Here is a 13,065-nt window from a genome sequence, read left to right on the forward strand (position 1 = left end):
GGTCTAGGCCATGGCCACGAACGACGACGGAGCGACCGAGCGCGAGATCGAGGCACTCATGCGCCTGGTGCACGTCATCGAGACCGAGCACCGGGCTCGACCGACGTCGGCCCTCGACCTGCGCGCTCGGATGCTGATCCAACAACTCGGACTCAACGGCGAGGCCTCGATCCTCGCCGTCCGCAAGGCCCTCCGACTCTCGCCGTCCACCCTGACCAGCCTCGCCGACCGGCTCGAACGAGACGGCTACATCGAGCGCCACGCCCACCCCACGGACCGGCGGACGGTCGTGCTCACCCTCACCCCTGTCGGCGAGCGTGCCTTCGCGGCCGAGAAGGAGTTCTACCGCCACCTCATCGACGACTCACTGGCCTCGCTCGACCGCGAGGCACGCGGCCACGTGCTGGCCGCGCTGGGCAGCGTCGTCGCTAGCGAGTGACGAGCCCTCGGTAGACGACCGAGCCACCGCCCGGCACGTGCCCGACGTACCAGCCGGCCTTGCCTGCCGCGACGTACCCACGAGGGAGCCGCACCTGCCGCACGTGCGTCCGGTTGCGCCAGGAGGGCTCGCTGGTCTCGGCCGGCAGCCAGACCTTGAACGAGAGAGAGCGGCCGACCACGCGCACGCACACGCGCCACGGCAGCGGTAGGACGTGACCGTCCGCAGCGACCACGGCGGACAGGTCGAACTGGGCGACGGACCGCCACGGCTCCCCGCTGCGGGCGGTGTCCCATGTCATCACGTTGAAGACACCGTGCATGCCGTGGATGGTGTTCTTGGTGACCGTGACGGCCCGGACCCTCCGGGGCCGGCTCTGGATCCGGACGGCGACGCCCTCCTGGGCCATCGGGTCCGAGCTCCGCGCCCACGTCGCGCACGAGGTCTGGTTGCGCGAGGTCGAGGCCCCGGTCAAGCTGATCAGCTCGCGGCGGTTCCAGAACTCGCCGGTCCCGGTGGCCCGGACGACCAGCCTGCGCCGGTCACCACGGACGCGCAGTGTCGTGTGGTCGGCAGTCAGGACGGCCCGGGAGAACGATGGTCGCTGGGACTCCCCAGCTGGCGCAGAGAACGCGCTCGGCACGGACAGGCAGCCCCCGAGCAGTCCGACGCACACCCACGCAGTCCGCACCCGAGCAGGGTAGGTCATGGCAACAGCGTGTGCGCGGTGCTCGCCTGCGAGGCGGTCTCGGCAGAGTTGGGGCTCCACCGGTCTTGCCCTCCCGCCTGACCAGCAGCCGTCTAGACCGTGAGGGCGCGAAACCGCCTGATTTGGATATCGATTTCGAAATCGTTCTACAAGTCATTGCCCGGACCGCCGGCCCGCCCTACGCTGATCGAGATTCTTCACTTCGGAGCGTCCGGCACGTACCTGCCGGTGAAGGAGCTGGTCACGATGGCAACAGTCAGATTCGAGAAGGCGCAGCGCTGGTTCCCCGGGGCCGATGAGCCCGCCGTACGCGGCATCGACCTCGAGGTCCGCGACGGCGAGTTCATGGTGCTCGTGGGGCCCTCCGGCTGCGGGAAGTCCACCACCCTGCGCATGCTCGCCGGCCTCGAGGAGGTCAACGAGGGGCGGATCTTCATCGGCGACCGCGAGGTCACCCATGTCTCCCCCAAGGACCGGGACATCGCGATGGTGTTCCAGAACTACGCGCTCTATCCGCACATGACGGTGGCCGAGAACATGACGTTCGCGCTGAAGATGGCCAAGGTGCCCAGCGCGGAGCGGACCCGTCGGATGCAGGAGGCCGCACGCATGCTCGGCCTCACCGACTACCTCGACCGCAAGCCGAAGGCGCTGTCCGGAGGCCAGCGGCAGCGCGTCGCCATGGGCCGCGCGATCGTGCGGCAGCCCCAGGTGTTCTGCATGGACGAGCCACTGTCCAACCTCGACGCGAAGATGCGCGTCCACACCCGCACCGACATCGCCAAGCTCCAGGCGGAGCTCGGCGTCACCACCGTCTACGTCACCCACGACCAGGTCGAGGCGATGACGATGGGCGACCGGGTCGCCGTCATGAAGGACGGGCTGCTCCAGCAGGTCGACAGCCCTCTCGCGCTCTACGACCGGCCCGTCAACCTGTTCGTGGCGGGCTTCATCGGCTCCCCCCAGATGAACCTGATGGAGGCCAAGGCCGAGGACGGACAGGCGAAGATCGGCGACTACCTCGTCCCGGTGGACCCCGCCGCCGCCCAGCGGATGCGTGGGGACATCACCGTCGGCGTCCGACCCGGCGCCTGGCGCGTCCTGGGTCCGGACCAGGGCGGCCTGCCCGTCCGGGTCACCGTGGTCGAGGACCTCGGTGCGGACGCGTACGTCTACGGCACCTGCGACGTCGGGGGCACGCCGAGCACCATCATCATCCGGGTCGCCGGGCGTGACCATCCGCAGAAGGGCGAGACCATGCACGTCACCACCGACCCTCGGGACGTGCACGTCTTCGACAGCGTCTCCGGCGAGCGCCTCAGCGCCTGACCGCCGCCCACCCCCTGCCCCCCTACCCTGCCCCCTGCCGTTTGGTCCCCAACGGCACTGATTTCGGGCATCCACATGCTGTTTCTGCCCAATCCATGACGTTCGACGCGCCGCCCCGCGCCGGTCGCCGTCGGTGCCCGGGATGGTCGGGCGCCGACGGCTGTCGTCGTACGACGTGAGTCCGACGCGAGCGGGCTGGTCGATCTCTGTCTCGGACGAGGAAGAGGCCTCGTCGTTCGGGCAGAAACTGCATGCGAACGGCCGGAAATGCATGCCGTTGGGGACCAAACGGCGACCGACAGGGCGCCGTGGGCCGCTACGTGAGGTGAGCGGCCCGGGCTGCGTCGAGGGCGAGCAGGATCGCGCCGCGCAGGGAAGCGTCATGCCCGAGAGCGCCGTCGGCCACGCGCACCGCCGGCCCGCCGTCGAGCGCTGGACGTCCGAGCACGGCCTCGACACCGTGGCGGTACGCCGTCGGTGCCCCGACCAAGGCACCGGAGAGGAGGACGAGACGAGGGGCCGTCAACGCCACCAACCAGGAGGCGGCCACGCCGAGGATCTCCCCTGCCTCACGAGCGGGGTCCCGGATCCGCGAGGGCTCCAGCGCCGCCAGGGCCTCGAGGGTGGGGGTGCCGGCGGGGAGACGGATCCGCCGCCCGCTAGCGCGCTCGATGCTGCGCCGAAGGGCGGGTCCTGAGGCCAGGGTCTCCACGCAGCCTCGACGTCCACATCCGCACCGCAGATCGCCACCGGGCCAGGTGCAGTGCCCCAGCTCCGCCGCCGTGCCGTCGACTCCCTCGAGGAGGCGACCCCCCTCGATGGCCGCGGCCCCCACTCCCTCGTCCTCGAACAGCAGCACGACGTCGTCGACCCCCGCGGCGGCGCCCTCACGGTGCTCGGCGATGAGCGCGGCCTGAGCCGCGCCGCGCACCTGTACCGGAACAGCCCAGCCGCGATCTCGCAGCCGCTCGTCGAGCAGGGCCGCCACCGGGACGTTGTGCCAGCCCAGGTTGGGGGCGAGCACGCACGTTCCCGTCGACGGCTGCACCAGGCCGGTGACGCTGACACCGACCGAGCGCAGACGGCCCGGGGCGCCGGGGCCGTCGGTCAGCTCGACCAGAGCGTCGAGCACGCCGTCGAGCACCGCGGCCGGCGGCGTACGGCGACCGACCGGCAGCCCCACCACGTCACGCTCGCCGACCGGCGCGCCGAGGGCATCCGCGAGCACGACCCGGGTCCGCCCCACGCCGAGCTCGACCCCGGCGACGAACGCCCGGTCGGCGGCATACTCGAGCAGCGTCGCCGGGCGTCCACCGGTCCGGTCCGGCGCTCCCAGACCCACCTCACGGGCCACCCCGTCGCGGATCAGCTGCCCGACGATCGTCGACACGGTCTGCTTGGCGAGCCCCGTGCTCCGCGCCAGATCGGCGCGCGACACGGGGCCGGAGGCACGCAGCTCGCTCACGAGCGCAGCAGTGTTGCTCGAGCGCAGTGAGGATGCTTGACCGGCCACGCAACGGAGCGTAACTTGCTAGTTAGTCCAAGTCATAGACAAACTCGATCAAACTTCAGCGGAGGCTCCCGTGCCCGTCGACCTGACCCCCACGCGCGACGACAAGTTCAGCTTCGGTCTCTGGACCGTCGGCTGGACCGCTCGCGACCCGTTCGGTGACGCCACCCGTCCGGCGATGGACCCGGTGGAGGCGGTGCACCGCCTCGCCGAGCTTGGCGCCTACGGCGTGACCTTCCACGACGACGACCTGATCCCCTTCGGCAGCGACGAGTCCGAACGCGAGCGCCGCGTCACGGCGTTCCGCAAGGCGCTCAACGAGACCGGGCTGATAGTCCCGATGGCCACCACCAACCTCTTCACCCACCCTGTCTTCAAGGAGGGTGCGCTCACCGCCAACGACCGGTCGGTGCGTCGCTTCGCGATGCGCAAGGTGATGCGCAACCTGGACCTGGCCGCCGAGCTGGGCGCGTCGACGTACGTCTTCTGGGGCGGCCGCGAGGGCTCCGAGACCGAGGGCGCCAAGGACGTGCGCGCCGCGCTCGACCGGATGCGCGAGGGCCTGGACACGCTGATGCAGTACTCCCTGGACCAGGGCTACGACATCCGCTTCGCGCTCGAGCCCAAGCCCAACGAGCCGCGCGGCGACATCCTGCTGCCGACCCTCGGCCACGCGCTCGCCTTCATCTCGACGCTCGAGCACGCCGACCGGGTCGGAGTGAACCCCGAGGTCGGGCACGAGCAGATGGCCGGGCTCAACTTCGTGCACGGCATCGCCCAGGCGCTGTGGCAGGGCAAGCTCTTCCACATCGACCTCAACGGCCAGCGCGGCATCAAGTTCGACCAGGACCTGATCTTCGGTCACGGCGACGTCGTCAACGCGTTCTTCCTCGTCGACCTGCTCGAGAACGGCGGGTACGACGGGCCCCGGCACTTCGACTACAAGCCGCTGCGAACGGAGAACGTCGACGGCGTCTGGGAGAGCGCGGCCGCCAACATGCGCACCTACCTCCTGCTGCGCGAGCGGGCAGCCGCCTTCCGCGCCGACCCGGAGGTCATCGAGGCTCTCGAGCTGGCGCAGGTCGCCGGGCTGAACAAGCCGACACTCGGTGAGGGTGAGACCTGGCGCGAGCTGCTCAGCGACCGCTCGGCCTTCGAGGACTTCGACGCCGAGACCTCCGGGGCACGCGCCGTGGGCGCCGTGCGTCTGGAGCAGCTGGCCATCGAGCACGTGCTCGGCGCCCGCTGATCATGCCCACACACGAGTCGCCCCAGAGGGCAGACACGGGGCGACTCGTCGCGGGGATCGACTCCTCGACGCAGTCCTGCACGGTGGTGGTGCGCGATGCTGAGACCGGGGCGCTGGTCCGTCACGGTCGAGCCGCGCACCCCGCCGGCACCGAGGTCGATCCTCGAGCCTGGGAGGAGGCGCTCCACGCCGCAGCCGCCGACGCAGGGGGCCTCGATGACGTCGCTGCCATCGCCGTCGGCGGTCAGCAGCACGGCTACGTCGGGCTCGCCGACGACGGCAGCGTGGTCCGCCCTGCCCTGCTGTGGAACGACGTGCGCTCCGCCCCTCAGGCACAGGCGCTCGTCGACGAGCTGGGCGCCGAGGCCTGGGCGCAGGCCACCGGGCTCGTGCCGGTCGCCTCGTTCACCGTGAGCAAGGCCCGGTGGGTCGCCGAGCACGAGCCGGCGAACGCGGCCCGGACGGCCGCGGTGTGCCTCCCCCACGACTGGCTGACCTGGCGGCTGCGCGGTGGCGGCTCCCTCGACGAGCTGACCACCGACCGCGGCGACGCCAGCGGCACCGGCTGGTTCGACCCGCGCACCGACCGCTACCTGCCGGAGCTGCTGCGCCGGGCGCTCGGGCACGACGCCGTACTCCCCCGCGTCCTCGGGCCGTCGGAGGCCGCCGGGACGGCCCGCGCTCTCGCACCGGGTGCCCTGGTGGCCGCCGGCACCGGGGACAACATGGCCGCTGCACTGGGGCTCTCCGCCGAGGTGGGGGACGTGGTGCTGAGCGTCGGTACGTCGGGCGTGGCCAGCGTGGTCTCCGAGCATGCCACCACGGATCCCACCGGCACGGTCGCCGGGTTCGCCGACGCGACGGGACGCTTCCTCCCCCTGGTGTGCACCCTCAACGCCGCCCGCGTGCTCGACGCGGCGGCTACCCTCCTGGGCGTCGACCACGCCGGCCTGTCCCAGCTGGCCGCGCAGGCGCCGCCGGGTGCGGACGGCCTGGTGCTCGTGCCCTACCTCGAGGGCGAGCGCACGCCCAACCGACCCGACGCCACCGGCTCGCTGCACGGCCTGACACTCGGGACGTCCACACCGGCCCACCTCGCCCGCGCCGCGGTGGAGGGCGTCCTGTGCGGACTGGCCGACGGCCTCGATGCGCTCCGGGCGCAGGGCGCGGACGTACGTCGCGTGCTGCTCGTCGGCGGCGGCGCACGCTCCGAGGCGCTGCGGCTCGCGGCTCCGCAGGTGCTCGGCTGCGACGTACTGGTGCCGACCACCGCCGAGGCCGTTGCCGACGGTGCCGCCCGCCAGGCCGCCTGGGCCCTCTCCGGCGAGGCGTCGCCACCCGTGTGGGACCTCGGGACGCCGCAGGTGTACACCGCGAAGCAGGTGCCGTCGATCCGGGAGCGCTACGCCGAGGCGCGGGATTCGGTGCTGGACCGGGTCTGACGAGGCGGAGATCCCTGCCGTTTGGTCCCCAACGGCAGGGATCTCCGTCCTGGGCATGCAGTCTCCGCCCAATCGGCGGGCCTCTCGGCCGTAGACGACCGGTTTGGAGGAAGTGGCTGCCGTTGGGGACCAAACGGCAGCCATTTCCCGCCGCGGCCTGCAGGCTCCGCCCAATCGCGGCCCGTCAGCTCCCGACGACCCTCAGCCGGCCAGCACCTGCCGCAGCCACGCCAGCTGACGGACCTGCTGGAACGCCTCGCCACCCTCGTGGTCGTTGAACTCGTAGACCTCGATCTCCTTGGGCCCGGCATAGGCGTTGTACGCCGCGAAGACCGTCGTGGGCGGGCAGATCACGTCCATCATCGCGACCGAGAACAGGGCGGGCGCGCCGGCCAGCCTTGCCAGCACCGCGCCGTCGAAGTACGCCAGGGTGTCGAAGGTCTGCGCGACTCGGTCCCGGTGCGCCTTGAGGTAGCGGACCAGCTCGAGGTAGGGCTCGCTCTGAGCGAGGTCCGCCGCCCTGCGGAGGTCGCAGAGGAACGGTACGTCGCACAGCACGGCCGCGACCTGGTCCGGGACGAGTGCCGCGGCGGCCAGGGCGAGGGCGCCGCCCTGGCTGGCACCGGCCACGACGACACGGGTGGCGTCGACGGCCTCGTGATCGGCCAGCACCGCCACCGCGCGACATGCATCGGCGTAGGCGCGCCGGTAGTAGTAGGTCTCCGGAGACTCCACCCCGCGGGTGAGGAAGCCCGGCTGAGCCGGTCCGGTGGCGCCCGGATCACCGGTGGCGCCGGTGGTCCAGCCGCTCCCCTGCCCTCGTGTGTCGACGACCAGCTGCGCATAGCCGGCGGTGGCCCAGAACACGTGCTCGTGGGCCAGACCACGCCCGCCGTTGTAGCCCTGGAACTGAACAACGGCGGGCAGCGGCCCCGAGCGCAGCGGGGCGGCGGGCAGGTGCAGCCAGGCACGCACCGGATGCCCGCCGTACCCCGTGAAGGTGACGTCGTGACTGTCCACCGCGACCAGGCCGTTGTCGACCGGCTCGATCCGCGAGGCCACCGGCTCGCCCTCGAGGGTGCTGCGCCAGAACCCCGCCAGATCCTCCGGTACGGCGAGCGCCGGGTGGTACTCGCGCGCCTGCTCCAGTGGCCAGTCCGACAGCATCAGACCGGGTCGATCGCGACCGTGGGCTCGAGAGCGCGGTCCGTTCCCACGTGGCGGGGGCCACCGGTCAGGGTCAGCTTCACGGTGCCCCGGATGTCCGCGCTCGAGGCGCCCACGCGCAGCTCCACGGCGCCCGGCTCCACGACCCGGAGCAGGTCGCGACCGGTGAACGACGTGAGGTCAGCGTGGAGGGTGAAGGTGACCCGTCGGGCCTCCCCCGGCTCGAGGTCGACGCGTGCCGCCCCGATCAGTCGCTGCACGGGGCGGACCACGGTGGCGGCCACGTCGTGCAGGTAGACCTGCACGACCTCGGAGACCGAGCGGTCGGTCTCGTTGCGCAGCTCGACGGACACGTCGGCGACCCCGTCCACGTCCCAGCGCGGGGCTGCCGCGGAGGTGACCGCACCCCAGGTGGCATCGGCGTAGGAGAGCCCGTGACCGAACGGGAACAGCGGCGTGGGGTCCACGACGGAGACCTCGCTGAGCTGCCCCAACGCGGGTGCGAGGTAGGTCGACGGCTGGGAGGAGCCGGCTCCCGGGAAGCTGACCGGGAGCCTTCCCGCGGGGTTGACCCGTCCGGAGAGCACATCGGCGAGCGCCTGGGCGCCCTCCTCACCGGGGAAGAAGCCGCACACCATGGCGGCCAGCCGCGAGACCTGGCGGCTCAGGTCGTAGGGCCGGCCGACCAGCAGCACCGCCACGACGGGCGTGCCCGTCTCGATGAGTGCCTCGAGCAGCTCCTCCTGGCGTCCCGGGAGACGCAGGTCGCTGACATCGCAGCCCTCGCCGGAGGTGCCCTTGCCGAAGAGACCGGCCTGGTCGCCGAGCGCCACCACGCAGACGTCCGCGGCGGCCGCGGCGGCGACCGCCTCGGCGATCTCCTCGTCACTGCCCCCGAGGACCGGGCAGCCCAGCGCGTAGGTCACGTCATAGGAGTCCGCGAGCGCCTCGCGGACCGTGCGGATCTCCAGACCCCGATCGACGCCCTCGTGGTGCACGAGCACGTGCATCGGGAAGGAGTAGCAGCCGAGCATCGCCTGATAGGTGTCGGCTCGAGGTCCCACCACGGCGAGTCGCGCCTCGGGCCGCAGCGGCAGAGTGCCGTCGTTCGACAGCAGCACGGCCGAGCGACGGGCCAGTCTGAGCGCCAGATCCCGGGACTCGGGGTCATCGAGGTCGAGCTCGTCGGCCTCCACGGGGGCCCAGTCGGGGTCGAGCAGGCCCAGGTCGCACTTCTGGCGAAGGACCCGCTCGAGGGCGCGGTCGACGAGCTTCTCGTCGATGGAGCCGTCCGCCACCCCGGCCAGGAGCGGCCCGGCGTACGCGTTGGGTGAGGGCAGCTCGATGTCGATGCCCGCCTCCAGCGCCAGCCGGGCCGCCTCCTGGGGCGACTCGGCCACGTGGTGCAGCGTCTCCAGGAACGCGACGGAGAAGTAGTCGGCGGCGAGCGTGCCGGTGAAGCCGAGGGTGTCGCGCAGCAGCGTCGTCAGCAGCTCCGGGTCGGCGGCCGCGGGAACGCCGTCGGTGTCGGTGTCGGTGTAGGAGTTCATCACCGAGCGGACGCCCGCACGCAGCGCCATCTCGAACGGCGGCAGGATCACGTCGGCCAGCTCACGCGGGCCGATCGACACCGGCGCGAGGTTGCGGGCGGCCCGCGACGCGGAGTAGCCGAGGAAGTGCTTGAGGGTGGCGACCACCCCGGTGCTCTCCACGCCCCGCACATAGGCGGACGCGGTGAGGCCGACCAGGAACGGGTCCTCCCCCATCGTCTCCTCGACGCGCCCCCAGCGCAGGTCACGGACGACGTCGAGCACGGGTGCCAGGCCCTGGTGGACCCCCAGGCTGCGCATCGAGGCGCCGATCCGGGCCCCCATCTCCTCCACGAGCGGCGGATCGAACGTGGCAGCCCAGCACAAGGGCGAGGGATAGATGGTCGCCCGCCAGGCCGCCAGGCCCGTCAGGCACTCCTCGTGCACCTGCGCCGGGATGGCGAAGCGGTTGGCCGCCATCACCTTGCGCTGCCGCTCGGCCAGCAGGCGCAGCCCGTCGAGCGGCTCGACCGGCTCGGTGCCGAAGGGGCGGGTCAGCTGCCCCATCCCGTCGACGATGACCTCTTCCCAGGTGAGCTGGCGGCCCATGCCGTCGCGGAGCATGGGAGCCATGTCGCCCGCGTCGGGGTCCACGCCCCAGACCCCATACAGCTGGGAGACCTTCTCCTCGATCGTCATCCGGGCGATCAGGTCAGCGACCCGGTCGTCCACGCTGGCAGTGGTGTCGCGCCACAGTTCGTTCACGAGTTTGCTCCTGGTGCAGCGGTGGATTGACGGACGACGAGGGTGGTGGCGAGGGTGAGGTGCGGGCGGTCGGGCTCGTGCTCACCCCCGATGAGGGTGACGAGCATCGAGAGCGCCTCGCGCCCCATCTGTCGCATGGGCTGGTGGACGGTGGTGAGGGACGGGAGCGCGAGGGCCGACTCGGGGATGTTGTCGAAGCCCACCACCGAGAGCTCTCCCGGCACGGAGATGCCGAGCTCGGCCGCTGCCTCCAGGGTGGACAGCGCGGAGATGTCGTTGGCCGCGAAGATCGCGGTCGGACGTTGCGGCTGCTCGAGCAGCGACCGGGCGGCCGCCCGCGCGGGGCCGGCCTCGAAGGAGCCCGGTGCCAGCAGCTCCTCGTCGACCGTCAGCCCGGCGGCGGCATGCGCCTCGCGGTAGCCGCGCTCGCGCAGCTCCGCCGAGATGAGGTCGGGTCGACCGGTCACCATCCCGATCCTGCGGTGGCCCAGCTCCAGGAGATGGTCGACGGCCAGCCGGGCGCCCTGCAGGTTGTCGGCGGTCACCGACGGCATGGTGGAGGTGCCCGTGTGCGGGTCTACGGCGACGATGGGGCCGTCGTACTGGACCTCGGTGATGGTGGGAGTGACCAGGACCGCGCCGTCGACCAGGGTGCCCATGACCCGCGAGAGATAGCGCCGCTCCCACCCCACGTGGGCGTCGACCCGACCACCCGCGGAGTAGGCCACCAGCTCGAAGCCGGTGCCTCGGATCGCGTCGGCCGCGCCCTTGAGGACCTCGGCGCTGAACGGCTCGAAGTCGGCCACCAGGACGCCGATCACGTTGGTGCGCTGGTTGCGCAGGCTGCGCGCGACCAGGCTGGCCTCGTAGCCCATCCGCTCGATGACCTCGGTGACGTGCTCGAAGGTCCCGGACGCCACGCCGTAGCGGCCGTTGATGACCTTCGACACCGTCGATACGGAGACGCCCGCCTCGGCGGCGACCTGCTGCATGGTGACCCGCCCCCTGGCAGCCAGGGCTGCTGGTGGCTCGACACTGATGCTGTTATCGCTCTCGGCAGCTGCCGAGACGGTCGTACTCATTGTCTGGTCCCTCCCACGATCCGGCGCTCAGCCCTTGACTGCGCCTTGCAGCCCGTTCACGATCCGGCGCTGCATAGCCAGGAACAGGATCAAAGCGGGGATCATCGCGACGCTCGTGAAAGCGAGCACCCCCGCAGTGTCAGCCGAGTACTCCGTCGAGAAGTCCGCCACTCCGAGGGGCAGAGTACGCATCTCGTCGCGCAGCAGCAGCAGCGGCAGCAGGTAGGAGTTCCACGATGCGACGAAGGCCAGCACGCCGACAGTGATCATCCCCGGCACGGACAGCGGCAGCACGATCCGCCAGAAGACGCCGATCCGCGAGGCGCCGTCCATGATGGCCGCCTCCTCCAGCTCGCGGGGCAACGCCATCAGGAAGGGACGCAGGATCACCACGGTCATCGGGAGCGCGAACGCTGCTTGCGGTAGTGCGACGCCCCACCAGGTGTTGCCCATCCCCAGATTGCGCGTGATCAGGATGAACAGCGGGATGATGGCGACCGCGAGCGGGAAGAGCAGCCCCAGCACGAAGACCATGAACAGCGGCTCGCGGAAGCGGAACTGGTAGCGCGCCAGCGGGTAGGCCGCCATCACGCCACACAGCACGGTGACCACGGTGGTGATGAGGGCGATGACGGAGGAGTTGACGGCGTAGGTCCAGAACGAGTCGCCGGTGAGGACGCTCTTGTAGTTCGTGAAGACCCACGGGTCGGGAAGGCCGGCGGGGTCGCGGGCCAGCTGCTCGTTGCTGCGGAAGCCACCGAGGACGCCGTACACCACCGGGCCGAGGGTGATCGTGGCCACCATCGCGGCCAGCGTGTAGACCAGCGGTCCACCGCCACCGAATCCAGTCGGCTTGCCCTTGCTCATCATGCCTCCTGCGTGTCGCGTCGCAACACGAGTCTCTGGTAGAGGACCGCCATCACCAAGGCGATGACGAACAGCACGACCGAGGCCGCGCCGGCGATGCCGTAGTTGCCGCGACCCGTCCCCTGATTGATGAGGTACGTCGCCATGGTGGTCGTCGCGTTGGCCGGGCCGCCGCCGGTGAGCACCCACACGATGTCGAAGAGCTGGATCGAGCCGATCATCGACAGGAACGCCCAGGTACGCATCGTGGGCCCGAGCAGGGGGATCGCGATCTGTCGCTGGGTCTGCCACCACGAGGCGCCGTCGATCTGGGCGGCCTCGTAGAGCTCGTCGGGGACGCCTTGCAGACCGGCGAGGAAGAGCAGCACCGCCAGGCCGACGTACTTCCAGGTCAGCACGATGAGGACGGTGTAGAGCGTGATGTCGGGAGTGCCCAGGAAGCCCTGCTCCGGAGGCGTGAAGCCGACGGCACCCACGATGCTGTCGATCGCCCCGTAGCCCGGCTGGAGGAGCTGGAACCAGATGACGCCGGCGATGACCTCCGCCACGACGTAGGGCACGAAGATGAGGGTGCGTAGCAGTCCTCGGAAACGGATCTTGCGATTGAGCAGGAGAGCGAGCCCCAGCCCCACCGGGAGCTGCACCAGGATCGAGAGCCCGACGATGATGAAGTTGTGGGCCACCGCGCCGGTGAACACGTCGTCGCTGAGGACCAGCTGGTAGTTCTGCCACCCGACGAAGTCGTCCATCGGGCCGAAGCCCTTCCAGCGGTAGAACGACATCCGTACCGCCGAGATGACCGGCCACACGATGAAGACGCTCATCAAGGCCAGCGCCGGTCCGACGAAGACCAGCACCTCGAGGCGCTGACGCCAGTCCATCCGCTCCGGCCGGGCGGCTGCCCGGCGCGTTGAGCGCCGGGCAGCCGTCTCCTGGTTCGGGGATGCCACCAAGGTGGCCTCCTGCTCAGTCACGGT

General features: G+C 71.1%; 11 protein-coding genes. 4 read left to right on the forward strand and 7 right to left on the reverse strand.

Annotation, left to right across the window (positions count from 1 at the left end; genetic code table 11):
* Positions 1-10 precede the first annotated feature (10 nt).
* Entirely contained in the window at positions 11-439 is a 429-nt protein-coding gene (locus ACYU7L_RS17320) for a MarR family winged helix-turn-helix transcriptional regulator (RefSeq protein WP_460799226.1), read from the forward strand.
* Here ACYU7L_RS17320 and ACYU7L_RS17325 read toward each other — a convergent pair.
* Positions 429-1,148, reverse strand: coding sequence for a hypothetical protein (locus ACYU7L_RS17325; protein ID WP_460799228.1), 720 nt, complete (start codon positions 1,146-1,148; stop codon positions 429-431). The genes ACYU7L_RS17320 and ACYU7L_RS17325 overlap by 11 nt on opposite strands.
* Positions 1,149-1,394: 246 nt before the next feature.
* On the opposite strand from ACYU7L_RS17325, the gene ACYU7L_RS17330 reads away from it, so the two are divergent.
* Positions 1,395-2,477, forward strand: coding sequence for an ABC transporter ATP-binding protein (locus tag ACYU7L_RS17330; RefSeq protein ID WP_460799230.1), 1,083 nt, complete (start codon positions 1,395-1,397; stop codon positions 2,475-2,477).
* Positions 2,478-2,793: 316 nt separating this feature from the next.
* On the opposite strand, the gene ACYU7L_RS17335 is transcribed toward ACYU7L_RS17330, so the two are convergent.
* Complete coding sequence (locus ACYU7L_RS17335) at positions 2,794-3,990, reverse strand: ROK family protein (RefSeq protein ID WP_460799231.1); 1,197 nt, start codon at positions 3,988-3,990, stop codon at positions 2,794-2,796.
* A gap of 70 nt (positions 3,991-4,060) precedes the next feature.
* Here ACYU7L_RS17335 and xylA point away from each other — a divergent pair, with 70 nt between their 5' ends.
* Both xylA and xylB read left to right on the forward strand, forming a co-directional pair.
* Positions 4,061-5,236: a xylose isomerase gene (gene xylA / locus ACYU7L_RS17340; RefSeq protein ID WP_460799234.1), complete on the forward strand. Its 1,176-nt coding sequence runs from the start codon at positions 4,061-4,063 to the stop codon at positions 5,234-5,236.
* A 2-nt stretch (positions 5,237-5,238) separates the two neighbouring features.
* Positions 5,239-6,678: a xylulokinase gene (gene xylB / locus ACYU7L_RS17345; protein WP_460799237.1), complete on the forward strand. Its 1,440-nt coding sequence runs from the start codon at positions 5,239-5,241 to the stop codon at positions 6,676-6,678.
* 201 nt (positions 6,679-6,879) lie between these two features.
* On the opposite strand, the gene ACYU7L_RS17350 is transcribed toward xylB, so the two are convergent.
* Genes ACYU7L_RS17350 through ACYU7L_RS17370 form a run of 5 tightly spaced genes read right to left on the reverse strand, consistent with a single transcriptional unit; the run spans position 6,880 to position 13,062 of the window.
* Positions 6,880-7,845 (reverse strand): acetylxylan esterase, encoded by a 966-nt coding sequence (locus ACYU7L_RS17350; RefSeq protein WP_460799240.1) that lies wholly within the window; start codon positions 7,843-7,845, stop codon positions 6,880-6,882.
* Positions 7,845-10,139, reverse strand: a complete 2,295-nt coding sequence (locus ACYU7L_RS17355) for a glycoside hydrolase family 3 N-terminal domain-containing protein (protein ID WP_460799242.1) — start codon at positions 10,137-10,139, stop codon at positions 7,845-7,847. Before ACYU7L_RS17355 ends, ACYU7L_RS17350 begins: the two co-directional genes overlap by 1 nt.
* Positions 10,136-11,221 carry a LacI family DNA-binding transcriptional regulator gene (locus ACYU7L_RS17360; RefSeq protein ID WP_460799244.1) on the reverse strand — a complete coding sequence of 362 codons (1,086 nt, stop codon included), beginning with the start codon at positions 11,219-11,221 and terminating at the stop codon, positions 10,136-10,138. Before ACYU7L_RS17360 ends, ACYU7L_RS17355 begins: the two co-directional genes overlap by 4 nt.
* 27 nt (positions 11,222-11,248) lie before the next feature.
* The gene (locus tag ACYU7L_RS17365; RefSeq protein WP_460799246.1) at positions 11,249-12,088 is read right to left on the reverse strand and encodes a carbohydrate ABC transporter permease; all 840 of its coding nucleotides are present in this window, start codon (positions 12,086-12,088) and stop codon (positions 11,249-11,251) included.
* Complete coding sequence (locus tag ACYU7L_RS17370) at positions 12,088-13,062, reverse strand: carbohydrate ABC transporter permease (RefSeq protein ID WP_460799248.1); 975 nt, start codon at positions 13,060-13,062, stop codon at positions 12,088-12,090. The genes ACYU7L_RS17365 and ACYU7L_RS17370 overlap by 1 nt, the downstream gene beginning before the upstream one ends.
* Positions 13,063-13,065: the final 3 nt, after the last annotated feature.

It is taken from the genome of Nocardioides pacificus (assembly GCF_054775955.1).